This is a genomic window from Streptomyces sp. NBC_01363 (genome assembly GCF_026340595.1).
GTDB lineage: Bacteria > Actinomycetota > Actinomycetes > Streptomycetales > Streptomycetaceae > Streptomyces.
In genome coordinates, this window is the sequence record NZ_JAPEPF010000002.1 from 1,194,263 (window position 1) to 1,220,749 (window position 26,487).

A 26,487-nucleotide genomic window follows, 5' to 3' on the forward strand; every position below is an offset into this window, starting at 1 on the left:
TGAGACCTGGGTCACTGTTTACATGATGTTAAGTGACCGGTCCGGTCCGCAATGAGGAGGGCACATGTCGGCAACCAGCGCGACGGAAACGTTCCGGGCCGCCCGGGACTTTCTGCTGAAGCACCGTGAGGACTACCACGCGGCCTACGAGGGCTTCAGCTGGCCCAGGACCGATCATTTCAACTGGGCGCTCGACTGGTTCGACGTCATCGCCGAGAACAACGACCGCACCGCCCTGCACATCGTGGAGGAGGACGGCGGCCGCACCGAGGTGTCCTTCGCCCGGATGTCCGCCCGGTCCAACCAGGCCGCGAACTGGCTGCGCGCCCAGGGCGTGCGCGCCGGGGACCGGATCCTCGTCATGCTCGGCAACCAGGTCGAGCTCTGGGAGACCGCCCTGGCCGCGATGAAGCTGCGCGCCGTGGTCATCCCCGCCACCCCGCTCCTCGGCCCGGTCGACCTGCGCGACCGGGTGGAGCGCGGCCGGGTCCGGCACGTCCTGGTGCGGGACACCGACACCGCGAAGTTCGACGAGGTGCCCGGCGGCTACACCCGGTTCGCCGTCGGCGCGGGCGTGCCCGGCTGGCTGTCGTACACCGGAGCCGACGAGCAGCCGGAGACCTTCGAGGCGGACCGGGAGACCGACGCCGACGAGCCGCTGATGCTCTACTTCACCTCCGGCACCACTGCCAGCCCCAAGCTCGTCGAGCACACCCATGTCTCCTACCCCGTGGGCCACTTGTCGACGATGTACTGGATCGGCCTCAAGCCCGGGGACGTGCACCTCAACATCTCCTCGCCCGGCTGGGCCAAGCACGCCTGGTCGAATCTCTTCGCGCCCTGGAGCGCCGAGGCGACCGTCTTCATCTTCAACTACACCCGCTTCGACGCGGGTCGGCTGATGGCCGAGATGGACCGCTCGGGCGTCACCAGCTTCTGCGCCCCGCCCACCGTCTGGCGGATGCTGATCCAGGCCGATCTCGCCCAGCTGAAGACCCCGCCGCGCGAGGTCGTCGCGGCCGGTGAGCCGCTGAACCCGGAGGTCATCGAGACGGTGCGGCGCACCTGGGGCGTCACCATCCGGGACGGCTTCGGCCAGACCGAGACCGCCGTCCAGGTCGCCAACACCCCGGGCCAGCTGCTGAAGGCCGGTTCGATGGGACGGCCCAGCCCCGGTTTCAAGGTCGAGCTCCTGGACCCGGTCACCGGTGAGCCCGGCGCGGCCGAGGGCGAGATCTCCCTCGACCTGTCCGCCCGCCCGGTGGGCCTGATGACCGGCTACCACGGCGACCCGGACCGCACGGCCGAGGCCATGGCGGGCGGCTACTACCGCACCGGCGACATCGGCTCGCGCGACGCGGACGGCTACATCACCTACGTCGGGCGCGCGGACGACGTCTTCAAGGCGAGCGACTACAAGATCAGTCCCTTCGAGCTGGAAAGTGCCCTGCTGGAGCACGAGGCGGTCGCCGAGGCCGCCGTCGTCCCCGCTCCCGACCCGGTCCGGCTCTCCGTCCCCAAGGCGTACATCGTGCTCGCGGAGGGCTGGGAGCCCGGCCCGGACACGGCGAAGGTGCTGTTCGAGCACTCGCGGTCGGTCCTCGCCCCGTACAAGCGGGTCCGCAGGCTGGAGTTCGCCGAGCTGCCCAAGACCGTCTCCGGCAAGATCCGCCGCATCGAACTGCGCGAGCGAACGGCCCGGGGCACCGGCACCGAGTACGACGAGGGTGATCTGCGATGAGTCGGCTCTCCTACGCGCACGGCACCGGCACCACGGCGCTCCTCGGCGACACCATCGGCCGCAATCTGGACCGCGCGATCGAGACGTTCGGCGACCGCGAGGCGCTGGTGGACGTCGCGTCGGGGCGACGCTGGACCTACGCCGAATTCGGCGCGGCGGTCGACGAACTGGCCCGTGCGCTGATGGCGTCGGGGGTGGCCAAGGGGGACCGGGTCGGCATCTGGGCGGTCAACTGCCCGGAGTGGGTGCTCGTGCAGTACGCCACGGCCCGCATCGGCGCCATCATGGTCAACATCAACCCGGCGTACCGCGCGCACGAGCTGGAGTACGTGCTGAAGCAGGCCGGCATATCGCTCCTGGTCGCCTCGCGCTCGCACCGCACCAGCGACTACCGCGCCCTGGTCGGCCAGGTCCGGGCCCACTGCCCCGCGCTGCGCGCCGTGCACTACATCGGTGACCCGTCCTGGGACGAACTGCTGGCCGTCTCCGGATCCGTGGCGGAGGAACAACTCGCCGCTCGGGAAGCCGAGTTGTCCTGCGACGACCCGATCAACATCCAGTACACCTCCGGCACCACCGGCTTCCCCAAGGGGGCCACCCTCTCCCACCACAACATCCTCAACAACGGATACTTCGTGGGGGAGCTGGTCGCCTACACGGAACAGGACCGGATCTGTCTGCCCGTCCCCTTCTACCACTGCTTCGGCATGGTCATGGGGAACCTGGGCGCCACCTCGCACGGCGCCTGCATCGTGATCCCGGCCCCCGCCTTCGAGGCCGCCGCCGTGCTCACCGCCGTGCAGCAGGAGCGCTGCACCTCGCTCTACGGCGTCCCCACCATGTTCATCGCGGAGCTGAACCTCCCGGACTTCGCCTCGTACGACCTCTCCTCGCTGCGCACCGGCATCATGGCCGGATCGCCCTGCCCGGTCGAGGTGATGAAGCGGGTCGTCGCCGAGATGCACATGGACGAGGTGTCCATCTGCTACGGCATGACGGAGACCTCACCGGTCTCCACCCAGACCCGCCGCGACGACGACCTGGAGCGCCGCACCGGCACCGTCGGGCGCGTGATGCCGCACATCGAGGTCAAGGTCGTCGACCCGGTGACCGGGGTGACGCTGGAGCGCGGTGCGCCGGGCGAACTGCGCACCCGTGGCTACAGCGTGATGCTCGGCTACTGGGAGCAGCCCGAGCGGACCGCCGAAGCCATCGACGCCGGCCGCTGGATGCACACCGGTGACCTCGCGGTGATGCGGGAGGACGGCTACGTACAGGTCGTCGGCCGGATCAAGGACATGATCATCCGCGGCGGCGAGAACGTGTATCCCCGGGAGATCGAGGAATTCCTCTACGGCCACCCGAAGATCGCCGATGTGCAGGTGGTGGGTGTGCCGGACGACACCTACGGCGAGGAGATCCTGGCCTGTGTCATACCGAGGGACCCGGCGGACCCGCCGAGCCTGGAAGAGGTGACGGCCTACTGCCGCGAGCAGTTGGCGCACTACAAGATCCCGCGGCAGCTGCGGATCCTGGAGACCTTCCCGATGACGGTCAGCGGGAAGGTCCGGAAGATCGAACTGCGGGAGGGCTACGGGCAGTAGGACCGGAGCGCCCCGGGCGTCGTCAGGCGGCCTCGATGATGTCGCCGGTGACGCCCCGGGTCGCGGCCGCCCATTCGATCAGCAGCACCTCGTAGGCGGCGGACTCCACGGAGGACCAGTCCTGGCCGGCCTGCGCGTCCACGAACGCGCGTATCGCCTCGTTCGCCTGGGCGGCGGACGGGGGCGCCGGCCGGGACGTGCGCGGCCGGTCGTCAGGTGGTGTGTGCCGTGGAGTTAAAGCCATGAGCACCACCTTAAGGCCCGCCACTGACAGCGGGCCGAACATTTGTGGCCCCCTGGCCTGAACGTGACCGATTGCACTCACTGTTGCCGGTCGGCTCCGGTGAGCTGCCGGAGGTGCCCGGTGTGCGGGATCTCGCGCCGCATGCAGACTCTCGGCCAGTGGTCGAGGCCGTGTTCCGCCTCCTGCGCCCTGATCTTCCGCAGCCCGTCGGTGAGTTCGGCATCGTCGAGGGTGCGGAAGCCGAGGCGGGCGTAGTACGGCGCGTTCCAGGGGACGTGGGAGAAGGTCGTGAGCGTGAGTGCGCCCAGACCGCGTTCACCCGCCCATCCGGCGAGGTGATCGATGAGTGCGCTGCCCACGCCGCGCCGCGCGGCGGACGGGTGCACGGAGACCTGCTCGATGTGGGCCGCCCCGTCGACCGGGTCGGCGATCAGATAGCCGACCGGGTGGTCGTCGGGGTCCGCGGCCACCCAGGCGCGGCCGGCCCGGCGGTACTCGTCCAGCAGAGCGAGCGGCGGCGGCTCGTCGTCCGCGATCGCGGACATGCCGAGCGTGCGGAACGGTTCGCCGGCGGCCCGCTCGATGTCCTGGAGCAGTGGAAGGTCGGTGCGGCGGGCGGTACGGATGCGCATACGGCCAGTATGTCGCCCCGGACGCGGCTCAGAGCCTGTCGGGTGACCTCCGACCGGGCGGCCACGCCCTGGCACGCACGCTTCCCGCGTTGTCGTCGGTCGCCAACGCTCCGCGTCGACTCCCTCCTCCGCCTTGGAATCGCACGCACCAGACCGCGTCCGCTATCCGATCCGAGGTCACCCGAGAGGCTCTCAGGCCCCGGTGCTGAGCAGCTCGTCGGCCGGGCTGTTGACCGGCTGCGGCGTTCCCGCCGGGTCCAGCACGAAGAGCGGCATGCCCAGGCCGTCCGCGCGTGACGCCGCGTCCGGCGCGTACCCCGAGAGCGAGAAGAAGATGCCGGTGACCGATGCGCTGAGCGCGTTCAGCCAGAGGCACTCGACGTCGCGCAGGGTGGTCGGGCGGGTGACCGTGTCCACCTGGGCCATCAGCCCGGCGGCCCGCAGATCGATCCGGGCGGGCGAGGGCTCCGACGGCTGCACCACGTCGCGGTAGCCCAGCCAGCTCAGATACCGGGCCGCGGTCGCGAGCGCGTCGCCCGCGCCGTGGATCGCGAGGGCCCGGAACGCGGGCCGGGGCGCCGGGGCCGTACGCGGCAGCGGGATGTGCGAGGGCCCGGCGGGCCGGGAACCGTCCTCGGGCGCGGGATCGCCGCCGGGCGCCGCCGCCGGCCGGACCGGGACGCGGAGCGCCGTTCCGCACGGGCAGCACAGCTCCGGCTGCGGCCACTGGTCCAGGCGCCCGCAGTCGGGGCAGCGCACCGTCACCCAGTCGTCGTTCCAGGTGCGGTGGGTGATCGGTACGACCTGGGCGCCGCGCAGCACGAGCGGGGCGGTCGGTGCCCCGCACGGGCAGGGGTAGGCCGGCGGACTGTACGCGTGGTCGCGGCCGCAGGCCGGGCAGCGTACCGGCACCGACTCCACCATGATCGCCCTCCGGCTCCGCTCCAAACCCCCATCGTCCACCAAGGGGCAGGCCCTGAGGAGGGACTTGGCGTACTTCGTGGACCGGAGCGCGCACTCGGTGGCTCCGTGCGCCGTCTCTTGACGGTCGCCGGGGCTCGCCTTAGATTGACTTCCGTATAATAGAATCAAGTTTCCGTAATGCGGAATTGGTGCTCTCAGGTGGCGCGACAGAGCCCGAATCCACCAGGTCCGAGCAGGAGCACTCAATGCCTCGAATGACCGCTGCCCGAGCGGCAGTTGAGATCCTCAAGCGCGAAGGCGTCAGCAACGCGTTCGGTGTGCCGGGCGCGGCGATCAACCCCTTCTACGCGGCCCTCAAGGCCTCCGGCGGGGTTCATCACACGCTCGCCCGTCACGTCGAGGGCGCCTCCCACATGGCGGAGGGCTACACCCGGGCACGCCCGGGGAACATCGGCGTCTGCATCGGTACGTCGGGGCCGGCCGGCACCGACATGATCACCGGCCTGTACTCCGCCATCGCCGACTCCGTCCCGATCCTCTGCATCACCGGCCAGGCCCCGACCGCCGTGCTCCACAAGGAGGACTTCCAGGCGGTCGACATCGCCTCGATCGCGGCGCCCGTCACCAAGGCCGCGACGACCGTCCTCGAAGCCGCCCAGGTCCCCGGCGTCTTCCAGCGGGCCTTCCACACGATGCGCACCGGCCGTCCCGGTCCGGTCCTCATCGACCTGCCCATCGACGTCCAGCTCACCGAGATCGAGTTCGACCCCGACCTGTACGAGCCGCTGCCGGTGCACAAACCCGCCGCGACCCGCAAGCAGATCGAGCGGGCGCTGGAGATGCTGAACGCCTCCGAGCGTCCGCTGCTCGTCGCGGGCGGCGGCGTCATCAACGCCGACGCGTCCGAACTCCTCGTCGAGTTCGCCGAGTTGACCGGCGTCCCGGTCGTCCCGACCCTGATGGGCTGGGGCACCATAGCCGACGACCACGAGCTGAACGCGGGCATGGTCGGCCTGCAGACCTCGCACCGCTACGGCAACGCGAACTTCCTGGAGTCCGACTTCGTCCTCGGTATCGGCAACCGCTGGGCCAACCGCCACACCGGCAAGCTGGATGTCTACACCCGGGGCCGCACGTTCGTCCACGTGGACATCGAGCCCACCCAGATCGGCAAGATCTTCGCCCCCGACCTCGGCATCGCCTCCGACGCCAGGGCGGCGCTGGAGCTGTTCGTCGAGGTGGCGCGCGAACTGAAGGCGGCCGGGAAGCTCAAGGACCGCTCGCAGTGGGCCGCGTCCACCCAGGAGCGCAGGGCGGCCCTCCAGCGCCGCACCCACTTCGACGACGTGCCGCTGAAGCCGCAGCGGGTGTACGAGGAGATGAACCGGGCGTTCGGCCCCGAGACCCGGTACGTCACCACGATCGGCCTCTCGCAGATCGCCGGCGCGCAGATGCTGCACGTGTACCGGCCGCGCCACTGGATCAACTGCGGACAGGCGGGCCCGCTCGGCTGGACCATCCCGGCCGCGCTGGGCGTCGCCACGGCCGACCCGGACGGCTCCGTGGTCGCGCTCTCCGGCGACTACGACTTCCAGTTCATGCTGGAGGAGCTGGCCGTCGGCGCGCAGCACCGCATCCCGTACGTCCATGTCCTGGTGAACAACTCCTACCTGGGGCTGATCCGCCAGGCGCAGCGCAACTTCGACATCGACTTCCAGGTCAACCTGGAGTTCGAGAACCTCAACTCGCCGGAGATCGGCGTGTACGGCGTCGACCACGTCAAGGTCGTCGAGGGGCTGGGCTGCAAGGCGATCCGCGTCACCGAGCCGGACCAGCTGCTGCCCGCCCTCGAGGAGGCCAAGAAGCTGGCCACGGAGTTCCGGGTGCCGGTGGTGGTCGAGGCGATCCTGGAGCGGGTGACGAACATCGCGATGAGCGGTACGGACATCGCGTCCGTCAACGAGTTCGAGGACATCGCGACGGAGCCGTTCCACGCGCCGACCGCGATCCGCCCGCTCGCGACGACCTGACGAACCGCCGACGGCCCCGTGGCCCCCGTCCCCGACTCCCCGGGGGCGGGGGCCACGGTCGTCCGGGGGCCCGCCACGGGCAGGGGCCGGTGCCGGGCCGGGCCCGGCCCGGGGACGCGCCAACGAAGCCCGGGAAAGCGCACACGAAGAAGGGCGCGGAGCACGGGACCGTATCCGTACTCCGCGCCCTGGCACGGAAGACACAACACAACACAACACAACACAACAGGGGCCGCGGCGGCGGCGATCGGGCCGGAACGGCTCGTCCTCATTCAGGTCAGAGGACGAGGAGGCATGCCGGCCCTCACCACCGCACTGGCGTCGCACGACCGCCGCGGCCTCGTCCTGCCCGCGCCGCATGACATCCCTCATCCGGATTCGCGGCGCGAGCAGGGCTCAATGGGAGACTCAGTCCTCGCGCAGGGCGCGGACCGCCTCCTCCACGCGCTTGCCGTAGTCGGCGTCGGCGGCGTGGAAATGGGCGAGGTTCCTCTCGATCACGTCGTCGCGGGACACCTGGGAAAGGCCACCGGCGATGTTGGCGACCAGACGCCCCTTCTCCTCCTCGGACATGAGCCGGTACAGCTCGCCCGCCTGGAAGAAGTCGTCGTCCTTGGTGTGGGCGGGCGCCGCGTGGGTGCCGGTCCAGCCGTGGATGGCGAGCGGGGCGGAGTGTGCCGCGTCGGTCTGGGCGGGGCCCGCGTACGAGTTGGGCTCGTAGTTCTTGTCGTGGCGCGAACCGTTGCGGGTGGCGTGCAGCCCGTCGCGGCCGTAGTTGTCGACGACCGCGGTGCGCGGCGCGTTCACCGGGAGCCGGGTGTGGTTGACGCCCAGCCGGTAGCGGTGCGCGTCCGCGTAGGCGAACAGCCGGCCCTGGAGCATCTTGTCCGGCGAAGGACCGATGCCCGGCACGAAGTTGTTCGGGGAGAACGCGGCCTGCTCGACCTCGGCGAAGACATTGTCCGGGTTGCGGTCCAGGACCAGCCGGCCCACCCGCTGGAGCGGGTAGTCGCTGTGCGGCCACACCTTGGTCAGGTCGAACGGGTCGAAGCGGTAGCCCGCGGCCTCGGCGGCCGGCATGACCTGCACGTACAGCGTCCAGGACGGGTTCACCCCGCGCTCGATCGCCTGGAGCAGGTCCGTCTGGTGCGAGCTGCCGTCCTTGCCCGCGAGTTCGGCGGCCTGCTCGCTGGAGAGGGACCGCACACCCTGATTCGTCTTGAAGTGGTACTTGACGAAGAAGGCCTCGCCCTCGGCGTTCGTCCACTGGTAGGTGTGCGAGCCGTAGCCGTTCATGTGACGGTACGAGGCGGGGATGCCGCGGTCACCCATCAGCCAGGTGACCTGGTGCGTCGCCTCGGGGGCGTGGGCCCAGAAGTCCCAGACGTTGTCCGGCTCCTGACGGCCCGTGAAGGGGTCGCGCTTCTGCGAGTGGATGAAGTCGGGGAACTTGATCGGGTCCTTGATGAAGAACACCGGGGTGTTGTTGCCGACCAGGTCGTAATTGCCTTCGTCCGTATAGATCTTGAGGGCGAAGCCGCGCGGGTCGCGCACCGCGTCCGCGCCGCCCAGCGAGTCGGCGACGGTCGAGAAGCGGATGAACGTCTCGGTGCGCTTGCCGACCTCGGAGAGGAAGTCCGCCCGGGTGAAGGCGGTGATGTCGTCGGTCACTTCGAAGTAGCCGTACGCGCCGGAGCCGCGGGCGTGGACCACGCGCTCCGGAATGCGCTCCCGGTTGAAACGGGCCAGCTTCTCCAGCAGGTGCTGGTCCTGGAGGAGGATCGGGCCACCGACACCGGCGGTGGCGGAGTTCTGGTTGTCGGCGACCGGGGCGCCTGACTCGGTCGTAAGCACACGCTGCGTCATGGTGTCGGGGCGACCTTCCGTACGGGAGCTGCTGAGCTGCTGAACTGCGACGGCTCGGGGCTCCAGGAGCGTAAGTACGCCCCGAACCCGACGTCAACAGTTTGTTGAATTTGTTGGCTGGTGTTCCGGACGGCGCCGACGCCTGGGCGCGACAGGACAGGTGTCGGCGCCGACGCCGTCCGGAAGTCTCCGGGTTGCCGGGCCGGTCAGGCCTGGACGGGCTGCCCCGACAGGCGCTCGACCGAGCGCAGCAGTGCCGAGTGGTCCAGGCCGCCGTCGCCCTGCGCGCGCAGCGAGGCGACGAGCTGGGCGACCACGGCGCCGACGGGCAGCGCGGCGCCGACATTGCGGGCGGCGTCCGTGACGATGCCCATGTCCTTGTGGTGCAGGTCGATCCGGAAGCCCGGCGCGAAGTCCCGCTTGAGGAAGTTGTCCTTCTTGCGGGTCAGGACGGTCGAGCCGGCCAGTCCGCCGTTGAGGACACCCAGCGCGGCGGCCAGGTCGACGCCGGACTTCTCCAGGAAGACGACGGCCTCGGCGCACGCCTGGATGTTGACCGCGACGATCAGCTGGTTGGCGGCCTTCACCGTCTGGCCGGAGCCGTGCGGACCGCACAGCACGATGGTCCTGCCGAGTGCCCGGAGGATCGGCTGGGCCGCGTCGAAGTCGGCCTGCTCGCCGCCGACCATGATCGACAGCACCGCCTCGATGGCACCGGCCTCGCCGCCGGAGACCGGGGCGTCGAGCACTCGGATGCCCTTGTCCTTCGCGTTCTTCGCGAGGTCCACGGAGGTCTGCGGAGTGATCGACGACATGTCGATCAGCAGTGCGCCGGGCCTGGCGTTCTCCAGGATGCCGTCGGGGCCGTAGGCGATGGCCTCGACCTGCGGGGAGGCGGGCACCATCGTGATGACGACATCGGCGTCCCGGACCGCCTCGGCGATCGATCCCGCGCCGGTGCCGCCGGCCGCGACCAGCCGGTCGATCTTCGCCTGCTCCAGGGTGTGACCGGTGACGTCGTACCCGGCCTCGATCAGGTTCTCGGACATGGGGGAGCCCATGATGCCGAGTCCGATCCACGCAACCTTGGGGAGGTTGTTGCTCATGAGGGTGCCTTCCGATAAGCGTGTGTACGAGGGGGAGTTCGCCGTCTCAGTGGGCGGCCCGCGCGGTGGCCGGGAGCCATTCGAAGGCCTCGGCGCTCGGCCGGTCGCCGGGCTTGTACTCCAGGCCGACCCAGCCGTCGTAACCGGCCTTCGTCAGCTCGTCGAGGAGCTGCTCCAGCGGGAGCGAGCCGGTGCCGGGCGCGCCGCGCCCCGGGTTGTCGGCGATCTGGACGTGGCCGGTCCTGTCGGCGTACGCCGTGATGACCTGGCCGAGGTCCTCGCCGTTCATCGACAGGTGGTACAGGTCAAGCAGGAACTTCGCGTTCCCGAGTCCGGTCGCCGCGTTGACCTTGTCGACGATCCCGATCCCGGCCGGAGCGCTCACCAGCGGGTAGCGCGGTGACTCCGGCTCGTTGAGGGTCTCGATCAGGAGTACCGCCCCGATCCGGTCGGCCGCACGGGCGGCGAGCACCAGATTCTCCAGGGCGAGTTCGTCCTGCGCGGCCGGGTCCGCGCCGTCGACGCGGTTGCCGTACAGCGCGTTGAGCGCCTTGCAGCCGACCGAGGCGGCGAAGCCGGCCGCCACGTCGATATTGGCGCGGAAGCGGTCCGACTCCGTGCCGGGCACGGAGAGCGCGCCGCGGCCGGGGCCGGGCAGCCGTCCGGCGTAGAAGTTCAGTCCCACCAACTGCGTGCCCGCCTCGTCGAGCGCCTTCTTGAGCGCGTCGAGCTCGGTCTGCGGCGGAGTGGGGGTCTCGATCCAGGGCCACCACAGCTCGACCGCCGTGAAGCCGGCCGCGGCGGCTGCCGCGGGACGCTCCAGGAGCGGGAGTTCCGTGAAGAGGATCGAAAGGTTCACATCGAAGCGCTGGTCCGGGTAGCCCATGAGGGTTTCGGCGCTCCTTCCGTATTGCGGAAGTTGGTTTCTGCGTAACGGAAGATTGCCCGGAGCTGCGGAAGCTGTCAAGGGGGTGCCCGGAATTCGGTCCCGGGGTCTTCGTGCGGGTTGTGCAAGGTGGGCCCCCAATTGCGCCGGTTGCCGTGGGGTCCGGGGCGGGTCAGGGTTGCTGGTGCGTCCGATGCCGTCGACCCCGTACGAGGTGCCTCGCATGAACCACGCCACCAGCCGGCGCACCGTCCTCGGAGCGCTGCTCGCCGGTGTCGCCCTGTCGGCGGCCCCCGCGGCGCCCGGCTCCCCGCGGACCCCGGGGTCCGCGCCGGACCGGGCGCCCGCGGTCGGCCCGCGCCCGCGCGCCACCCCGCAGCTGCTGCTCGGCACGTACACCTCGGCCGAGGGCGGTGGCACGGGAATCGGGACGGCGACCTACGACCCCGCCACCGGGGCGATGGCCGCCGGGCCCGTGATCACGGGCGTGGCCAACCCCTCGTACCTGGCCGCGCATCCTTCCGGCGCCACCGTCTACGCGGTCGACGAGCAGGACCCGGGCGGGGTGACGGCGGTGGCCCTGTCGCGGGACGGCACCCACCGGGTGCTGGGAACGCGCGACACGGGCGGGGCCGGGCCCACCCATCTGTCGGTCCATCCCACCGGACGGTGGCTGCTCACCGCGAACTACACCGCGGGCAGTGTCGCGGTGCACCCCGTCCGGGGCGACGGATCGCTGGGGGAGCGTACGGACCTGGTCGCCCACACCACGCCACCGCCCGGCCCCGGCCAGGACGGGCCGCACGCCCACCAGATCATCACCACCCCCGACGGCAACCACGTCCTCGCCGTGGACCTCGGCAACGACACCGTGTACACGTACCGGCTGGACGAGAAGCGCGGCACGCTCGGCCGGGTCTCCCACGCGGCGCTGCGCCCCGGCGCCGGACCGCGGCACATCACCTTCCACCCCGGCGGCCGCTTCGCCTACCTGGCCTGCGAGGTCGACAACACCGCGGTCGTCTGCGGCTACGACCCGGCCACCGGCACGCTCTCCCCGGGCACCCCGCAGTCCACGGGGACCGGTGCGGGGACCAGCTATCCCGCGCAGTTCCTGGTCACCGCCGACGGCCGGTTCGCCTACCTCGCCAACCGGGGGCACAACAGCCTGACGCGCTACGCCGTCGAGGACGACGGGGCCGTGCTGCGGCTGCTCGACACCGTGCCCGTCGGCGGCGACTTCCCCCGGCAGATCGCCTTCTCGCCCGACGGGAAACTGCTCTTCGCGGCCAACCAGAAGTCGAGCACGGTGACCGCCTTCCGGGTCGACGCCCGCGACGGCGGACTGACCCGCATCGGTCAGGCGCTCGCCGCCCCGGTCGCCGTCTGCGTACTGCCGCACCCGGGCGCGCGCCCGGCCGGGTACTGAGGGCTGATCCGACGCCCGACGGCCCCGGCGCACGTCCGTTAGGGTCAGGCGCGAGCCGCGGGTTTCACAGCCGCGTGGCGAACGCATGAGGGAGGCACAGTGCGCTTGAGAGTGGAGTTCACCACCGAGCCCTTCGATCTCGACGAGGCGCCCGCCCACGCGGTCGTGGCCCGCGAGGTCATCCAGGCGGCCGACCTGGACGCCGTGGACGTCGGCCCCTTCGGCAACACGGCGGAGGGCGGCGCGGACGAGGTGCTCACCGCGGTGGACTCGCTGCTGCGCCAGGCCCTGGCATCGGGTGCCACCCGGGTGTCCCTCCAGGTCAATGTGATCGGGGAGGACTCCCAGTGACCGAACCGGCGGACCACCCGCTCGTCACCGCGGTCAAGCCGCTCGTCGACGCCATGGGCGCCGAGCTGCTCGGGCCGGAGCAGGCCCAGCCCGACGACGTCGTGCTGGCCTGGGAGGGCGAGGACGTCATAGCCGTGCGGCTGCCCCAGCTCTCGGAGTCGCTCGATCACATCCTGGCCGCCATGGAGCGCCGGCACGGCATGCCGCTCGCCGAGCTGGACCGCCGGACCAAGCAGTCGGTGGTGCGGACCCTGGAGGCACGTGGTGCCTTCTCGGTACGCCACGGCGTGGAGACGGTGGCGGGCGCGCTGGGGGTCAGCCGCTTCACCGTCTACAACTACCTGAACAGGGAAAATGCAGCCAAAGGCGAGTAGTTGAGGCCGTAGCTGAGCGAACGCCGTGGAAGTCCGCGGAGGGCCGTCGTCCGGAGTACCGGGCGACGGCTTTTTGCATGCGCGTAATTTCAACAAAGTGTTGACGTGGTGTTGTGGAGGGCGTTAGCTATCCGCAGCCCGACCGACGCGAAGCGAAAAACGCACAGTGAAAACAGCCACGGAGGCTCCCGTGACTTCGAGCTCCACGCCGGGTCTCGCCCGGTTCAACACCCTGGCGGACGACGAGGCCACCACCGCGTTGCACGAGGTGTGTGCCGGCGCGGCATGGGGAAGAGCGATCCTCTCCCGACGCCCGTACGCCACCGCGGAAGCCCTCCTTCGTGCCAGTGACGCCGCCACGGCGGCGCTGACCCCGGAGGAACTGGCCGAAGCGATGGCCGGCCATCCGCCGATCGGCCGCCCGAAGCCCGGAGACCCGACCTCCTCCCGCGAACAGCGGGGGATGGCGGGCGCCACCGAGGAACTCAAGGCCGAGATGCTCGAACTGAACCTGGCCTACCAGGAGCGGTTCGGACATGTCTTCCTGATCTGCGCCACCGGAGCCACCGGCGAGCAGATGCGCGACGCGGTGAAGTCCCGGATCGGGAACTCGCCCGAGCAGGAGCGCGGGATCGTGCGCACCGAGCTGGGCAAGATCAACCGCATCCGGTTGACCCGTCTCGTAACCGAAGGAGAGTGACGGTCTTGAGCACCGACACCACCGCATCGGTGTCCACGCACATCCTGGACACCAGCATCGGCCGCCCCGCCGCGGCCGTCGCCATCACGCTCGCCGCCCGCAGCGGCAGCGGCGCGCCCTGGGTGACGCTCGGCGGATCCGCGACCGACGCCGACGGGCGATGCAAGGACCTGCCGGCACTGCCGGAGGGCACCACCCATGTACGTCTCGACTTCGAGACCGAGGCGTACTTCGCAGCCAAGAAGCAAGCCGAGGCGCAGCAGGACGCCCCCCGCGCAAGGGACAGCGGTGCGTTCTTCCCGGAAGTGGCGATCACCTTCGCCGTCGTACCGGGCGAGCACTATCACGTACCGCTGCTGCTCAACCCGTTCGGCTACTCCGTTTACCGAGGGAGCTAGCAGACATGCCCACGATTCTCGGCCAGAACCAGTACGGCAAAGCAGAGAACCGCGTCGTCAGGATCACGAGGGACGGCGACACCCACCACATCAAGGACCTGAACGTCTCCGTCGCCCTCTCCGGCGACCTGGACGACGTCCACTACAACGGCTCGAACGCCAACTGCCTTCCGACGGACACCACGAAGAACACCTGCTTCGCGTTCGCCAAGGAATACGGCATCGAGTCGGCCGAGCAGTACGGCATCCACCTCGCCCGGCACTTCGTGGACAGCCAGTCCTCGATCCACCGCGCGCGCATCCGTATCGAGGAGTACGCCTGGGAGCGCATCGCCGGCTCCGACGGCAACTCCAGGTTCATCGGCGCCGACGAGGTCAAGCACTCCTTCGTCCGCAAGGGCCAGGAGACCCGCCTCGCTCAGATCACGTACTCCGCCGGAGGTGACGGGGGGGCGAAGTTCGAAGTCCTGTCCGGGCTCAAGGACCTGACCCTGATGAACTCCACGAACTCCGAGTTCTGGGGCTACATCAAGGACAAGTACACGACGCTCCAGGAGGACTACGACCGCATCCTCGCCACGTCCCTGTCCACGTGGTGGCGGCACAACTGGACCTGTGACGAGCAGCGCATGCCGCAGTGGGAGAAGTCCTACGAGCAGTCCAGGAAGCACATCCTGCACGCGTTCGTGGAGACGTACTCGCTCTCGCTCCAGCAGACGCTGTACCAGATGGGTTCGCGGGTCATCAACAACCGCAGCGAGATCGACGAGATCCGCTTCTCCGCCCCCAACAAGCACCACTTCCGGCAGGACCTCTCCGCCTTCGGCCTGGAGAACGAAGCCAAGGACGGCGCCGTGTACTACGCCGCCGACCGCCCCTACGGCCTGATCGAGGCCACCATCCTGCGCGACGGCTGCGAGCCGCACATCCCGGTCGACATGACCAACCTCTGACGCGGGGCGCGCATCCCCGCCGCCCGCAGTCGGCGGGGATGCGCCACACCGGAGGGAACAGCCAGCCATGGCAACGCCTGCAAAAGGGCCGGCAGAAGGCCCGTGTTCCACCCCACCGGAAGGACCCGAGGTCCACCCGGTCGACCAGAAGCTCCACCCCTCGCGGCTCGTCCCCGCCGCGCTCCAGCACATTGCCGCCATGTACGCGGGTGTGGTCACGCCCCCGCTCATCATCGGCCAGGCCGTCCGCCTCGACACCGCGGGCCGGACCCGGCTCATCGCCGCGAGTCTGCTCATCGCCGGTGTGGCCACCCTCCTGCAGACCCTCGGGGTCAAGGGCTTCGTTGGCAACCGGCTGCCCTTCGTCAACGCCGCCTCCTCGGCCGGTATCGCGCCGATGCTCGCCATCGCCGAGACCAACGCCACGGGCGACCAGCTCCCCGCCATCTACGGCGCGGTGATGGTCGCCGGTGTCTTCTGTCTCGCCATCGGACCGTTCTTCGGCAAGCTCCTGCGCTTCTTCCCGCCGCTCGTCACAGGCGTCGTCATCACCCTCATCGGGGTGACCCTGATGCCAGTACCGGTCGCCTGGGCGCAGGGCGGCGACAGGACCGCCGCCGACTTCGGGAACATGAAGTATCTGGCACTCGCCGCCTTCACGCTCGTCGTCATCCTGCTGATCCAGCGCTTCGGCCGCGGCTTCGTCAAACAAGTCGCCCTGCTTCTTGGGCTGTTGATCGGCACGCTCGCCGCGATCCCGTTCGGCATGGCGGACTTCGGGGCGCTCGGCTCGGCCCCGGTCGCCGCGCTGCCGACGCCCTTCGCGTTCGGGGCGCCCCAGTTCCAGCCCGCCGCGATCGTCTCGCTCTGCCTGGTGACGCTCGTCCTGATGACGGAGTCCAGCGCCGGAATGCTCGCCATCGGCGAGATCTGCGAACGCGAGACCGACGGCAGGACCATCACCCGGGGCCTGCGCACCGACGGCATCGCCACCCTCCTCGGCCCCGTCTTCGGTGGCTTCCCCACCTCCGCCTTCGCCCAGAACGTCGGCGTCGTCTCGCTGACCAGGGTCCGCAGCCGCTACGTCGTCGCCGCCGCGGGAGGCGCTCTCCTGGTCCTCGGCGTCTTCCCGGTGCTCGGGGCGGTGGTCTCCACGGTGCCGATGCCGGTACTCGGCGGTGCGGGCATCGTCCTCTTCGGCTCCATCGCGGTCAGTGGCATCCGCACGCTCTCGGAGGCCGGCCTCGACGACAGCTCCAACATCATCCTGGTCGCCGTCTCGCTCGGCGCGGGCATCATCCCGCTCGCCGCGCCCACCTTCTACGTCGACTTCCCGGCCTGGGCGCAGACCGTGCTCGGCTCCGGCATCAGCGCGGGCGCCCTGGTCGCCGTGTCGCTGAACCTGTTCTTCCACCATCTCGGCACCCGTGGCGGCGCGTCCGCCCCGGCACTCAAATCCTCCTAGGGTCCTGCCGTGCCCGCATCGCCACTCACTCCGGAAGGAAGAACCATGGCACCTTCGGCAGACCCCGTATCCCGCATCGTCATCGAGAACGTGGCCATCGCCACGGTCGACGCCCACGACACCGAGTACGCCTCGGGCCACGTCGTCGTCGCAGGCAACAGGATCGAGTCCATCGGCGCAGGCCGGGCCCCCGAGGGCCTGGAGAACGTCGTACGCCGCATCGACGGCACCGGGCACCTGGCCACCCCCGGCCTGATCAACACGCACCACCACTTCTACCAGTGGATCACCCGGGGCCTCGCCACCGACCACAACCTGTTCGACTGGCTGGTCGCCCTCTACCCGACATGGGCGCGCATCGACGAGCCGATGGTCCGCGCCGCCGCCCAGGGCTCCCTCGCCATGATGGCCCGCGGCGGCGTCACCACCGCCATGGACCACCACTACGTCTACCCGCGGGGCTCCGGCGATCTGTCCGGCGCCATCATCGGGGCCGCCCGTGACATGGGCGTACGGTTCACCCTCGCCCGCGGGTCCATGGACCGCAGCGTCAAGGACGGCGGACTGCCGCCGGACTTCGCCGTGGAGACCCTCGACGGGGCGCTCGCCGGCACCGAGGCGACCATCGACGCGCACCACGACGCGTCGTTCGACGCGATGACCCAGGTCGCGGCCGCACCCTGCTCCCCGTTCTCCATTTCCACCGAACTACTGCGACAGGGAGCCGAGTTGGCCCGTCGCAAGGGAGTGCGCATGCACACCCACGGCTCGGAGACCGTGGAGGAGGAGAAGTTCTGCCACGAGCTGTTCGGGATGGGACCGACCGACTACTTCGAGTCCACCGGCTGGCTCGGCGACGACGTGTGGATGGCGCACTGCGTCCACATGAACGACTCCGACATCGCCGCCTTCGCCCGCACCGGAACCGGCGTCGCGCACTGCCCCTCCTCCAACGCCCGGCTCGCCGCCGGCATCGCCCGGGTCCCCGACATGCTCGCGGCCGGCGTCCCGGTCGGCCTGGGCGTCGACGGCACCGCCTCCAACGAGTCCGGCGAACTCCACACCGAGCTGCGCAACGCCCTCCTCATCAACCGCCTCGGCGCCCACCGCGAGAAGGCCCTGAACGCACGTCAGGCCCTGCGCCTGGGAACGTACGGCGGCGCCCAGGTCCTCGGCCGCGCCGACCAGATCGGCTCCCTGGAACCGGGCAAGCTCGCCGACCTGGTGCTCTGGAAGCTCGACACCCTCGCCCATGCCTCCATCGCCGACCCGGTGACCGCACTCGTCTTCGGCGCGGCGGCCCCCGTCACCCTCTCCCTCGTCAACGGCGAGCCGGTCGTCGAGGGCAACCACCTGATCACCGCGGACGAGGACGCCATCGCCCGCGCCACCCGCGACGAGGCCCGCCGCCTCGCACAGATCGCCGCCGGGGCCTGACGCTCCGCGGTACCCCCGATACCGGCCGGTCGAGGGGGACGGCCCTCGGCCGGCCGCCGTGGACCCGAGCGGGGTCCACGGCAACCGGTGCGGGGGCGCGTGCCTGGACGCACGCGCCCCCGCACCGGTGACCGAAGCTGCCCGCACCAGCTGCACGACCTGCCCCACCTGCACCAACGCCCCACTTGCACCACCTCCCTGACACCCACGTCACCGCAGACGTGCACCCGACCGGAGGAACCGCCGTGGCAGCTACGCCCAGGTTTCGCAACGACGCAGACGCAGCATCCGATGCCGACCCGCATCCCGACGCCGCCCGACTTCCCGGCGCCGCCACCGACTCGGCCCCGGCCGACCGGAAACATCCGGTCGACGAAACACTCCCCCCACTGAAGATGTTCACCAGCGGCCTCCAGCACGTGGCCGCGATGTACGCGGGCGTGGTGGCCCCGCCGATGATCGTGGGGCCCGCCGTGGGCCTCACCGCCAAGGAGACCGCCTTCCTGATGGGGGCGAGCCTGTTCACCGCGGGCATAGCCACCCTGTTCCAGACCCTCGGCTTCTGGCGCATAGGCGCCCGGCTGCCGTTCGTCAACGGCGTCTCGTTCGCCGGTGTCACGCCGATGGTGGCGATCGGCAAGGACCGCGGGCACGACGGCCTCGCCGTCATCTTCGGCGCGATCATCGTCGCCAGCCTGCTCGGCTTCCTGCTGGCCCCGTACTTCTGCAAACTGGTCCGCTTCTTCCCGCCCGTGGTCACCGGCACCGTGATCACCCTGATCGGTGTCTCGCTGCTGCCGGTCGCCTTCAACTGGTCCCAGGGCGGCAACGCCACGGCCGCCGACTACGGCTCCACGACCAACATCACCATGGCCGCGGTCACGTTGGTGATCGTCCTCGCGCTGCGCAAACTGCTGCGCGGGTTCCTCCAGCAGATCGCCATCCTGCTCGGGCTGATCGTCGGCACACTGATCGCGATTCCGGTCGGCATCACCGACTTCGGCGCCATCAAGGACGCCGACCCGGTCGGCTTCCCGACGCCGTTCCACTTCGGGGCGCCGCAGTTCGAGATCGCCGCGATCGTCTCCATGAGCATCGTGATGCTGGTCTGCATGACCGAGTCCACCGCTGACATGCTCGCCCTCGGCCGGATCGTCGGCCGGCCGGCGGACGAACGGACCATCGAGGGCGGTCTGCGCGCCGACACCCTGGGCAGTGCCATCAGCCCGCTCTTCAACGGCTTCATGTGCAGTGCCTTCGCCCAGAACATCGGCCTGGTCGCGATGACGAAGGTCCGCAGCCGCTTCGTGGTGGCCGCCGGTGGCGGCATTCTGATCGTGCTCGGGCTGGTCCCCGTCGCGGCGTCCGTCATCGCGCTCGTCCCGCTGCCGGTCCTCGGCGGCGCGGGCATCGTGCTCTTCGGTTCGGTCGCCGCGAGCGGCATCCAGACCCTGGCGACCGCCGCGCTGGAGAAGGGCGAGAACGCGTTGATCGTGGCCGCGGCCGTGGGCATCGGCCTGATCCCGATCGCCGCGCCGGAGTTCTACCACTCGTTCCCGAAGGATCTGCTCGTGGTGCTCGACTCCGGGATCTCGACCGGCTGTGTGGTGGCGATCGTGCTCAACCTGGCCTTCAACCACCTCGGCAGGAAGCCGGATCCGGAACCGTCGGAGCGGGAGAACAGCCCGGCCGCGGACCCGGTGGCCGCGCACTGACCCGACCCGGCCGGTATCGGGCGGTACGGCACCGCAGCGCGTACGGCGACCCTCGCGGGTGCTGCCGTACGCGCCGCAGTCGTGTCGCCCGGGTGCGTCAGCCGATGTGGTAGCTGTCGCCGTACACCTTCCACTCGAGCGGCGGGTCCAGGTTCAGGTTGCCCTTCTTCAGGAAGACCCGCTGGGCGGTGTCCACCCGGCTGGTGTCCTCGTGGGCCTCCTCCTGCTTCATCGCCCAGACGCGGGCGTCGAGGAAGGCGTTGAGGTAGGTGACCTCGTTGCCGCCCTGGGACGGCGGCTTCGCCTTCGAGAGGGCCCGCTTGCGGATGGCGCTGAAGCCGGTGCTGTCGTCGCCGTCACCGTGCATGACGATGGCGTCGTAGTACGCGAACTGGCCCAGCGTGCCGATGCCGTCGGCCTTGCCCTGCTTGACGGCCGGGTTGAAGTACACCCGGTCCCGCTCGTCGTCCTGCGCCTTCTTGAACGCCGAGTCGGAGCCGGCCTTCGCCCAGTCCTTGGTGAAGTTCGGGTCGAGACCGCTGTGCGAGGGGGTGCCGTTGACCTTCCGCAGCGCGGGGAGGTACTTCGCGAGGACGTTGTCCGGCTTGCGCTCGGTGTACAGCTCGACGAGGTCGAGCATGTCGCCCGTGCCGGAACAGAAACCGATGATGCCGCCGGTGTAGCCGCGGTCGTCGTCGATGTCCTCGATGTACTTGTACTGGGACTTCCAGTTGAGGGAGGAGTTCTCGGCGCTGGAGACCAGTTGCATGGCGATCTCCTTCTTCGCCGGATCGTCCAGCCCGGTCGCGGCGGCGGCCTTCGCAGCCGCTGCCGCCGACTGAGGGGCCGCCTGGGGCGTGGGGCTACCGGCGTAGGCGGCGACGGGAATCGCCGTGAGGGCCAATCCGACCGCGATGACCGTGATGCGCACGGGGCGGGTCATGCGACGTGCGGCGCGCTTATGGGGAGCGTGCACCAGTCCTCCAAGGGGAGTTCTTCGTTCCATCGGTCTGTTAGGAAGCTTTCCTATCAGAGTGGGAGGGTGTCGTACACCCCTCCGGCGCCGGGGAGTTGAGAAGTTCTCCGGAACGCGGGAAGCCCCGCACCGCGCGGAGCGCGCGATGCGGGGCCTCCCCCGGGCGTTGCGGCCTCAGCAGTTCAGGTAGGCCACGTGGATCCAGACGCCCGTGGGGCCGCCCCACAGGTCACCCATGATCCAGTTTCCCTGCTGACCGCGGGCGTTCAGGTTCTGACCCTTGTTCACCTGGCCCAGGACCGGGAACTCGGTGCCCGGCCCGCCGCGGAAGTTCACCCCGTTGTCGTTGACGGTGCAGACCGCTGCCGGTGCCTTCGCGGCCTGCGCGGCGGCGGGACTCTGCGCGGCCTGGGCGGCGGGGCTCATGGCCAGCCCGAGACCGGCGGTCAGCACCATCGCGGCCAGCATCATCTTCTTGATCATGCGAATCTCTCCTCCGTAATCCGGCCCCCATCGACGTGAGCCGTCCGCCAGCCCCAACGGAGCTGCCGACCGGCCGGTCACGGGTCCGGACCGGTCTTCGAGCAGGAGTGAAAGCGCAGGTCATATGACGTGCGCACCGGCGTGCGCAGGCAGCGGGCGGACGCTTCCCGCGCCCGCCGATCATGGGTTTGAGGAGAACCGGATCCGGTAACCGCCGCCGGGCGTACGTCGGACACGCCTCGCACCCGAGCCGGACGGCGGCCACCGCGGAGGCGGCGGAACGATCTTCGCCCGTGCGCCTGTAGCGTCATGGGTATGGAAGATCAGTCTGTAGTGGATGTCGGCGACGTACGGCTGGCGTACCGGACCTGGGGCGACCCCTTCGGCTCGCCCGTGGTCCTGCTGCACGGCCTCGGCGGCTCCGCCGCGAGCTGGGAGGCGGTCGCCGGCCTGCTCGGCGAAGAGTGGCGGGTGTACGCCCTCGACCTGCGCGGTCACGGCGAGAGCGACTGGCCGGACGAGTACTCCTTCGAGCTGATGCGGGACGACGTCCTCGGTTTCCTGGACGAGTGCGAACTCGACCGGGTCGGCCTGGTCGGCCACTCCATGGGCGGTGTCGTCGCCCATCTGCTCGCCCAGGAGCACGCGGACCGGGTGGAGCGACTGGCGCTGGTGGAGACCCCGCCGCCGTTCCCGAGCGAGCCGAAGCCGGCCGCGGAGCCGGAGGGGCCGGTGGACTACGACTGGGCCGTCGTCGCTCCCATCCGGGCCGAGGTGGCCGACCCCGATCCCGAGTGGGCGGCCGGCCTGGGCGAGATCGTCGCGCCGACGCTGATGATCTCGGGCGGCCCGGAGTCCACCATGCCCCAGGGGCGCCTGCAGGACATGGCCTCGCTGATCCCGGACTGCCGGCTGATCACGATCGGGGGCGGCCACCGGGTGCACGAGATCCACCCCGACCAGGTCGCCCAGCAGATCACGGAGTTCTTCACCAGCTGAGGACCTGCTGAGGGCCAACTGTGGACCTGCCGAGGACCTGCCGAGGACCTGCCGAGCATCGGCTCAAGCCGTCCGAGGGCCGGTCGAAGCCGGTCCGGGGCCGGTTGAAAGCCGACGGCCCGGGGCGCTGTCAGTGCCGGGTGCCATGATCCGCTTCATGGATCTCACACGGTTCTTCGCCGAAGTCGACGCCCAGCCCTGGGTGGATCTCCAGCACGCCTACGGGAGCGCGGCCGACGTCCCCGACCTCCTGCGGGCGCTCGCCGGGGAGAGCGCGGAGGCCGCGTCCGAGGCGATCTCCGAGCTGTACGGCAGCATCCTGCACCAGGGCTCGGTCTACGGGGCCACGGCCCGCGCCGTTCCGTACCTCGCCCGGCTCGCCGGGGCGGGGTACCGCACGGAGGACCTGCTGGTGCTGCTCGGCGGGATAGCGGAGGGCGGGGCGGACGACGGCGACAGCGACGAAGCCGCCTGCCGGGCAGCCGTCGTCGGTCAGCTGCCACTGATTCTCGCCACGGTCGACGCCGAGGATCCGGGGCTCCGGCGGGCCGCGGTCTGGGCCGCCGCGATGACCGGCGCGGCGGAACAGGTGCTGCCGGTGCTCCGTCTGCGCGGGAGGACCGAGACGGACCCTCTGGTACGGGCCGAACTCCTGGGGGCGACGGCGCATCTGGACCCGCCGGGTGCGGCCGCCGAGGCGACCGGGGCCATTGGCGCGGACGAGCCCGGCGAGGTCCGGATCGCGGCGCTGCTGGCCTGCGTGGACGGCGGACTGCCCTGGGGACCCGCGCACCACGGGGCGATGGTGTCCCTCCTGCCCGCGAACGTCCTCGTCGAGGGCCGGCTGGACCTGGAGCGCAACGAACCGCTGCAGTACGTGGTCGAGGCGCTGCTGCTCCGCGACACCGCCGAGGACCGCGACGCCGCGTACACCCTGCTCGATGCCGCCCTGCGCAGTGCGGTCCCCGAGGCGCGGGCGGAGGCGACGTGGGCGGCCGAGGCGGCCTGCCTGCTCTCGCGCAGCGCGCCGGAGCGCCTGGCCGTCGCCGTGGCGGCGCTGAGCGCCGACCCCACCGCTGTGCCCGAGGCGTATGCGCTGCTCGCGAAGCTGGGTGCCCGATCCGCGCCGGCTGTCCCGGTGCTGGCCCGGCTCGCCGCGGGCGAGGGCGATCCGGCGGACCGCGCGCTGGAAGCACTCGTCGCCGTGGCCCCCGACCGGGCCGCGCCGCTCCTGGCCCGTGACCTGGGGCGGCGCCCACGCGCACTCGGTGCGGCGTGCGGTTTCCTGGTCGGAGGGACGGCCGGGACGTCGTTCCCGTACGACCCGGCGTTGCTGGACGCGATCCGTACCCGGCTGAGTGCGAAGGACCTAGGCGCCGATGAGACCATCCGGCTCGCCCTCCTGCTCGGCGTGTGGGGGAGCCGGGCATCGGCCGCCCTGCCCGAACTGCGGTCCGCGCTGCCCGGATCCCCGAGGGTCGTGCCGAAGGCGCTGGCCGCGATCTGCCCGCCGGAGCACCGGGAGGCGACCGCGGAGCTCCTGACCGCCGCCGCACGCACCGGTCCGGTGGACGGCCGGCTGGCTGCGGCGACGGCGGTGCGCGAGCTGACGGGGGACACGGGCCCGCTGCTGGTGGCCGTCGCCGACCGGCTCACCCCCGGCGCTCCGGCGGTGCAGGAGGCCGCGCGTCTCGCCGCGGAGCTGGGCCCGGCGGCGCTCGGCCTGGTGCCCGCTCTGCGGTCCGCGCTCAGCGATTCCGAGGGCGGCCGCAATTCCCCGCAGCTGGACGCCGACGTCGAGATCGCCTCGGCCCTGTGGCGGATCACCGGTGACCCGGAGGAAGCGGTGCCGGTGCTGGCCGGTGTGCTCGCGGAGGCGGAGCCGACGTGGCTGCGCTGGACGCTCGGCCGTGCCGCGCGGGCGGCGGGCCGCATCGGCGATGCGGCCCGGCCGCTGGTCCCCGCGCTGGAGGGCCTGCTCGCCGACCGGGTGCAGATCCCGTCGGCGGTACTCGCCCTCCGCGCGATAGCGCCCGAGTCCCTCGACGGCCCCCGCACGGCCGAACTGCTCCTGGACGCCGCGGAGCAGGACGACGACGCGGTGACCGCGCTGGAGGCCCTGGTCGCACTCGGACCCGCTGCCCTCACCGCGGACCATCACCGCCGCTTGACCACCCTGGCCGAACAGGACCTGCGGGTGCGGGCCTCGGGCGTGGAGCCCGGAATAGCCCCGGCCGACGAACGGCTGCGGGAACAGGCACGTGAGGCGGCGCGAAGGCTGACCTGACCGGCCTGTCCCGACCGTCACCGCCGGGAGGCGTACCGCTCGGGGGCGCACCACCCTGCCGCGCGCGGCTCAGCTCAGTCGCCCGGCTTCCAGTCCGGGCGTCGACCGCTCATCGCGACGGCCCGGTCGACGAGGGGCGCGTCGGCCGGGACCGGAACCGGCGGGCCGAAGATGCTGTCCGCCCGGGGCTTGCCGTCACCGGGGGTCAGCATGTCCAGCGCGACGCGAAGGTCCGCCTCGTCCGCCTCGTACCGCCGGCCGGTCGCCCGAGCCAGGTCCCAGCCGTGGATCACCAGCTCGTCCAGCGCGATCACCAGCGCCACCTCACCCGGCAGATCCACGCCGCCCGCCCTGGTCATTCCCTGCCGGGCGGCAGGATCGCGCCAGGCCTTCACCACCTCTTCCAGCAGCGGCGGCAGGGTTTCGCGCCAGTCGTCGGCGAGGACCGGAAGCCCCGCGTCCGGAGCGGTGTCGGTCATCGGGCCGAAGTCCTTCCGCGCCGCGTCGCAGAATGCCGCGCTCAGCCCGGCCACATGGGCGAGCAGCTCACGCACCGCGTAGTCGGGACAGGGCGTCGGATCGTCCAGCTGCTGCTCGTCGATGCCGTCGAGCAGAGCGGCGATGTGCCGTGCCGCGGGTTCGAGATCGATCGTGGGAGTGGTTTCCGTGTGCGTGTCCATACAATGCTGACTCCTCCCGCACCCCGAACTCATCGCTCATCGCACGATGCGTCCACGGAGCACGATCCGGCTCGGGTGATTCAGCGCGCCGGGGTCCAGGGTCGGGTCGGTGGGGTACGCGACCACGTCGGCGGGTGCGCCGTCCACGAGGCCCGGCAGCCCGAGCCAGGCCCGTGCCGTCCAGGACGCGGCGCCGAGTGCCGCGTGGGCCGACAGACCGGCCCGTGCCAGCCATTCCATCTCGCCCGCGACCGTCCCGCAAGGGAAGGAGTCCGTCCCCGCCAGCACCGTCACCTCCGCCTCGTGGGCCGCGCGCACATTGTCGAGCATGGTGTCCCAGCCGGCCAGCCACAGATCACGGCGCACGCCCGGCTCCCGCGCCCGCATCGCGTCCGCCTTGGCACCGAAGGCGCTCAACGTCGGTACGAACGCCGTGCCCTGCGCGGCCATCCGGTCCAGCAGGGCCGGGTCGAGATGCATGCCGTGCTCCAGGCTGTCGGCGCCCGCCAGTACGGCATTGCGGCTGCCCTCGGCGGTCTGGCAGTGCACCGCCACCTTGCCGCCCGCCGCGTGCACCGCCGTCACCACCGAGGTCAACAGCGGGAGGGGAACGGCGGGTTCGTCGGCGGCCCAGTCACCGATGACCTTGCACCACCCGGACGAGGCAGCCGACTCCTCCACGGCCGCCCGCGCCAACTCGGCCTCGCTCACGTCGCGTCCGAAACCGGGGAAGAACCGGCCCGGCGTGGCCAGCCACCGCCCCGCCGACGTGACATGCGGCAGCTCCGGGTCCTTCGCCACCCAGGCCGGTATCCGCTGCGCGGTGCCGGGGGTGCGCACCGCGAGCACCCCGGCGTCCCGGTGCTCGCCCAACTGCCGGCGCAGCAGCTCCTCGTCGAACGGTTCGCCCGGCGCCGACGCGCCCGGATGCGTGTGCACGTCGACGAGACCGGGCAGCAGCCAGCCGCCGTCGACGACCGTCTCGGCGTCCCGGCCGGCGAGCCCGCCGGGCGGAGGGCCCGCGCGGAGCACCTCCCCGTCGATCCAGAACGTGCGTTCCTCGCGCTCGGGCAGCACCACACCTCGTATGCACAACACCAGTCGACCGTACGGCATCTCAGGCACCCTCCGACGACCGGCCGAAGCGCACCGGCGCGCCACCCCACCGCCGGCCGACGCACACATCGGCATATTGCGGAAGGTTCCG

The 26,487-nt window shown here is 70.9% G+C and carries 24 protein-coding genes; 14 read left to right on the forward strand and 10 right to left on the reverse strand.

What is annotated here, in order from left to right; genetic code table 11:
- The first annotated feature begins 64 nt into the window (after positions 1–64).
- Together OG611_RS33205 and OG611_RS33210 are read left to right on the forward strand one after the other, a co-directional pair.
- On the forward strand, positions 65–1,741 hold the full coding sequence (locus OG611_RS33205; protein WP_266428727.1) for an AMP-binding protein: 1,677 nt from the start codon (positions 65–67) through the stop codon (positions 1,739–1,741).
- Entirely contained in the window at positions 1,738–3,345 is a 1,608-nt protein-coding gene (locus OG611_RS33210) for an AMP-binding protein (protein ID WP_266428729.1), read from the forward strand. The genes OG611_RS33205 and OG611_RS33210 overlap by 4 nt, the downstream gene beginning before the upstream one ends.
- 22 nt (positions 3,346–3,367) lie before the next feature.
- On the opposite strand, the gene OG611_RS33215 is transcribed toward OG611_RS33210, so the two are convergent.
- From OG611_RS33215 to OG611_RS33225, 3 genes are all read right to left on the reverse strand, one after another.
- A complete protein-coding gene (locus tag OG611_RS33215; RefSeq protein ID WP_266428732.1) occupies positions 3,368–3,589 on the reverse strand; it encodes a hypothetical protein in 222 nt (73 codons plus the stop codon).
- A gap of 77 nt (positions 3,590–3,666) precedes the next feature.
- Positions 3,667–4,221 carry a GNAT family N-acetyltransferase gene (locus tag OG611_RS33220; protein ID WP_266428735.1) on the reverse strand — a complete coding sequence of 185 codons (555 nt, stop codon included), beginning with the start codon at positions 4,219–4,221 and terminating at the stop codon, positions 3,667–3,669.
- A 192-nt stretch (positions 4,222–4,413) separates the two neighbouring features.
- Positions 4,414–5,142, reverse strand: coding sequence for a hypothetical protein (locus tag OG611_RS33225; protein ID WP_266431365.1), 729 nt, complete (start codon positions 5,140–5,142; stop codon positions 4,414–4,416).
- A 257-nt stretch (positions 5,143–5,399) separates the two neighbouring features.
- Between OG611_RS33225 and gcl the strand changes: the two genes are divergently transcribed.
- Complete coding sequence (gene gcl, locus OG611_RS33230) at positions 5,400–7,175, forward strand: glyoxylate carboligase (RefSeq protein ID WP_266428738.1); 1,776 nt, start codon at positions 5,400–5,402, stop codon at positions 7,173–7,175.
- A 408-nt stretch (positions 7,176–7,583) separates the two neighbouring features.
- On the opposite strand, the gene OG611_RS33235 is transcribed toward gcl, so the two are convergent.
- From OG611_RS33235 to OG611_RS33245, 3 genes are all read right to left on the reverse strand, one after another.
- On the reverse strand, positions 7,584–9,041 hold the full coding sequence (locus OG611_RS33235; RefSeq protein ID WP_266428740.1) for a catalase: 1,458 nt from the start codon (positions 9,039–9,041) through the stop codon (positions 7,584–7,586).
- A 206-nt stretch (positions 9,042–9,247) separates the two neighbouring features.
- The gene (locus OG611_RS33240; protein ID WP_266428743.1) at positions 9,248–10,147 is read right to left on the reverse strand and encodes a 2-hydroxy-3-oxopropionate reductase; all 900 of its coding nucleotides are present in this window, start codon (positions 10,145–10,147) and stop codon (positions 9,248–9,250) included.
- A 46-nt stretch (positions 10,148–10,193) separates the two neighbouring features.
- Positions 10,194–11,033, reverse strand: coding sequence for a TIM barrel protein (locus tag OG611_RS33245; protein WP_266428744.1), 840 nt, complete (start codon positions 11,031–11,033; stop codon positions 10,194–10,196).
- A 223-nt stretch (positions 11,034–11,256) separates the two neighbouring features.
- Between OG611_RS33245 and OG611_RS33250 the strand changes: the two genes are divergently transcribed.
- The 9 genes from OG611_RS33250 (at position 11,257) to OG611_RS33290 (ending at position 19,855) form a co-directional block, all read left to right on the forward strand.
- Positions 11,257–12,462, forward strand: a complete 1,206-nt coding sequence (locus tag OG611_RS33250) for a lactonase family protein (protein ID WP_266428747.1) — start codon at positions 11,257–11,259, stop codon at positions 12,460–12,462.
- A 99-nt stretch (positions 12,463–12,561) separates the two neighbouring features.
- Positions 12,562–12,813, forward strand: coding sequence for a thiamine-binding protein (locus tag OG611_RS33255; protein ID WP_266428750.1), 252 nt, complete (start codon positions 12,562–12,564; stop codon positions 12,811–12,813).
- Positions 12,810–13,187, forward strand: coding sequence for a helix-turn-helix domain-containing protein (locus tag OG611_RS33260; RefSeq protein WP_124721336.1), 378 nt, complete (start codon positions 12,810–12,812; stop codon positions 13,185–13,187). The genes OG611_RS33255 and OG611_RS33260 overlap by 4 nt, the downstream gene beginning before the upstream one ends.
- Before the next feature lie 190 nt (positions 13,188–13,377).
- Positions 13,378–13,887, forward strand: a complete 510-nt coding sequence (uraD, locus tag OG611_RS33265; RefSeq protein ID WP_266428754.1) for a 2-oxo-4-hydroxy-4-carboxy-5-ureidoimidazoline decarboxylase — start codon at positions 13,378–13,380, stop codon at positions 13,885–13,887.
- Between the two features lie 5 nt (positions 13,888–13,892).
- On the forward strand, positions 13,893–14,285 hold the full coding sequence (uraH, locus tag OG611_RS33270) for a hydroxyisourate hydrolase (protein WP_266428757.1): 393 nt from the start codon (positions 13,893–13,895) through the stop codon (positions 14,283–14,285).
- 5 nt (positions 14,286–14,290) lie between these two features.
- Positions 14,291–15,238 carry a factor-independent urate hydroxylase gene (gene pucL / locus OG611_RS33275; RefSeq protein WP_266428759.1) on the forward strand — a complete coding sequence of 316 codons (948 nt, stop codon included), beginning with the start codon at positions 14,291–14,293 and terminating at the stop codon, positions 15,236–15,238.
- A 67-nt stretch (positions 15,239–15,305) separates the two neighbouring features.
- Positions 15,306–16,703: a nucleobase:cation symporter-2 family protein gene (locus tag OG611_RS33280; RefSeq protein WP_266428762.1), complete on the forward strand. Its 1,398-nt coding sequence runs from the start codon at positions 15,306–15,308 to the stop codon at positions 16,701–16,703.
- A gap of 45 nt (positions 16,704–16,748) precedes the next feature.
- Complete coding sequence (locus OG611_RS33285; protein ID WP_266428764.1) at positions 16,749–18,140, forward strand: 8-oxoguanine deaminase; 1,392 nt, start codon at positions 16,749–16,751, stop codon at positions 18,138–18,140.
- A gap of 245 nt (positions 18,141–18,385) precedes the next feature.
- The gene (locus OG611_RS33290; protein WP_266428766.1) at positions 18,386–19,855 is read left to right on the forward strand and encodes a nucleobase:cation symporter-2 family protein; all 1,470 of its coding nucleotides are present in this window, start codon (positions 18,386–18,388) and stop codon (positions 19,853–19,855) included.
- A 97-nt stretch (positions 19,856–19,952) separates the two neighbouring features.
- Here the strand turns inward: OG611_RS33290 and OG611_RS33295 are convergent, their stop codons facing one another.
- Positions 19,953–20,831 carry a chitosanase gene (locus tag OG611_RS33295; RefSeq protein WP_266428768.1) on the reverse strand — a complete coding sequence of 293 codons (879 nt, stop codon included), beginning with the start codon at positions 20,829–20,831 and terminating at the stop codon, positions 19,953–19,955.
- Between the two features lie 174 nt (positions 20,832–21,005).
- Positions 21,006–21,314 carry an SH3 domain-containing protein gene (locus OG611_RS33300; RefSeq protein ID WP_266428771.1) on the reverse strand — a complete coding sequence of 103 codons (309 nt, stop codon included), beginning with the start codon at positions 21,312–21,314 and terminating at the stop codon, positions 21,006–21,008.
- Positions 21,315–21,629: 315 nt separating this feature from the next.
- Between OG611_RS33300 and OG611_RS33305 the strand changes: the two genes are divergently transcribed.
- Positions 21,630–22,313 carry an alpha/beta fold hydrolase gene (locus OG611_RS33305; RefSeq protein WP_266428774.1) on the forward strand — a complete coding sequence of 228 codons (684 nt, stop codon included), beginning with the start codon at positions 21,630–21,632 and terminating at the stop codon, positions 22,311–22,313.
- 157 nt (positions 22,314–22,470) lie between these two features.
- Positions 22,471–24,600, forward strand: a complete 2,130-nt coding sequence (locus tag OG611_RS33310; protein WP_266428776.1) for a hypothetical protein — start codon at positions 22,471–22,473, stop codon at positions 24,598–24,600.
- 74 nt (positions 24,601–24,674) lie between these two features.
- Here the strand turns inward: OG611_RS33310 and OG611_RS33315 are convergent, their stop codons facing one another.
- On the reverse strand, positions 24,675–25,280 hold the full coding sequence (locus tag OG611_RS33315; RefSeq protein ID WP_266428779.1) for a TIGR03086 family metal-binding protein: 606 nt from the start codon (positions 25,278–25,280) through the stop codon (positions 24,675–24,677).
- A 36-nt stretch (positions 25,281–25,316) separates the two neighbouring features.
- Entirely contained in the window at positions 25,317–26,378 is a 1,062-nt protein-coding gene (locus OG611_RS33320; RefSeq protein WP_266428781.1) for an amidohydrolase family protein, read from the reverse strand.
- Between the last annotated feature and the right edge of the window lie 109 nt (positions 26,379–26,487).

Bases quoted from the DNA above. Each gene is read 5' to 3' on its own strand.
- OG611_RS33205 (WP_266428727.1), top strand. From the start codon at position 65: ATGTCGGCAACCAGCGCGACGGAAACGTTCCGGGCCGCCCGGGACTTT.
- OG611_RS33210 (WP_266428729.1), top strand. From the start codon at position 1,738: ATGAGTCGGCTCTCCTACGCGCACGGCACCGGCACCACGGCGCTCCTC.
- OG611_RS33215 (WP_266428732.1), bottom strand. From the start codon at position 3,589: ATGGCTTTAACTCCACGGCACACACCACCTGACGACCGGCCGCGCACG.
- OG611_RS33220 (WP_266428735.1), bottom strand. From the start codon at position 4,221: ATGCGCATCCGTACCGCCCGCCGCACCGACCTTCCACTGCTCCAGGAC.
- gcl (WP_266428738.1), top strand. From the start codon at position 5,400: ATGACCGCTGCCCGAGCGGCAGTTGAGATCCTCAAGCGCGAAGGCGTC.
- OG611_RS33235 (WP_266428740.1), bottom strand. From the start codon at position 9,041: ATGACGCAGCGTGTGCTTACGACCGAGTCAGGCGCCCCGGTCGCCGAC.
- OG611_RS33240 (WP_266428743.1), bottom strand. From the start codon at position 10,147: ATGAGCAACAACCTCCCCAAGGTTGCGTGGATCGGACTCGGCATCATG.
- OG611_RS33245 (WP_266428744.1), bottom strand. From the start codon at position 11,033: ATGGGCTACCCGGACCAGCGCTTCGATGTGAACCTTTCGATCCTCTTC.
- OG611_RS33250 (WP_266428747.1), top strand. From the start codon at position 11,257: ATGAACCACGCCACCAGCCGGCGCACCGTCCTCGGAGCGCTGCTCGCC.
- pucL (WP_266428759.1), top strand. From the start codon at position 14,291: ATGCCCACGATTCTCGGCCAGAACCAGTACGGCAAAGCAGAGAACCGC.
- OG611_RS33280 (WP_266428762.1), top strand. From the start codon at position 15,306: ATGGCAACGCCTGCAAAAGGGCCGGCAGAAGGCCCGTGTTCCACCCCA.
- OG611_RS33285 (WP_266428764.1), top strand. From the start codon at position 16,749: ATGGCACCTTCGGCAGACCCCGTATCCCGCATCGTCATCGAGAACGTG.
- OG611_RS33300 (WP_266428771.1), bottom strand. From the start codon at position 21,314: ATGATCAAGAAGATGATGCTGGCCGCGATGGTGCTGACCGCCGGTCTC.
- OG611_RS33305 (WP_266428774.1), top strand. From the start codon at position 21,630: ATGGAAGATCAGTCTGTAGTGGATGTCGGCGACGTACGGCTGGCGTAC.
- OG611_RS33310 (WP_266428776.1), top strand. From the start codon at position 22,471: ATGGATCTCACACGGTTCTTCGCCGAAGTCGACGCCCAGCCCTGGGTG.
- OG611_RS33315 (WP_266428779.1), bottom strand. From the start codon at position 25,280: ATGGACACGCACACGGAAACCACTCCCACGATCGATCTCGAACCCGCG.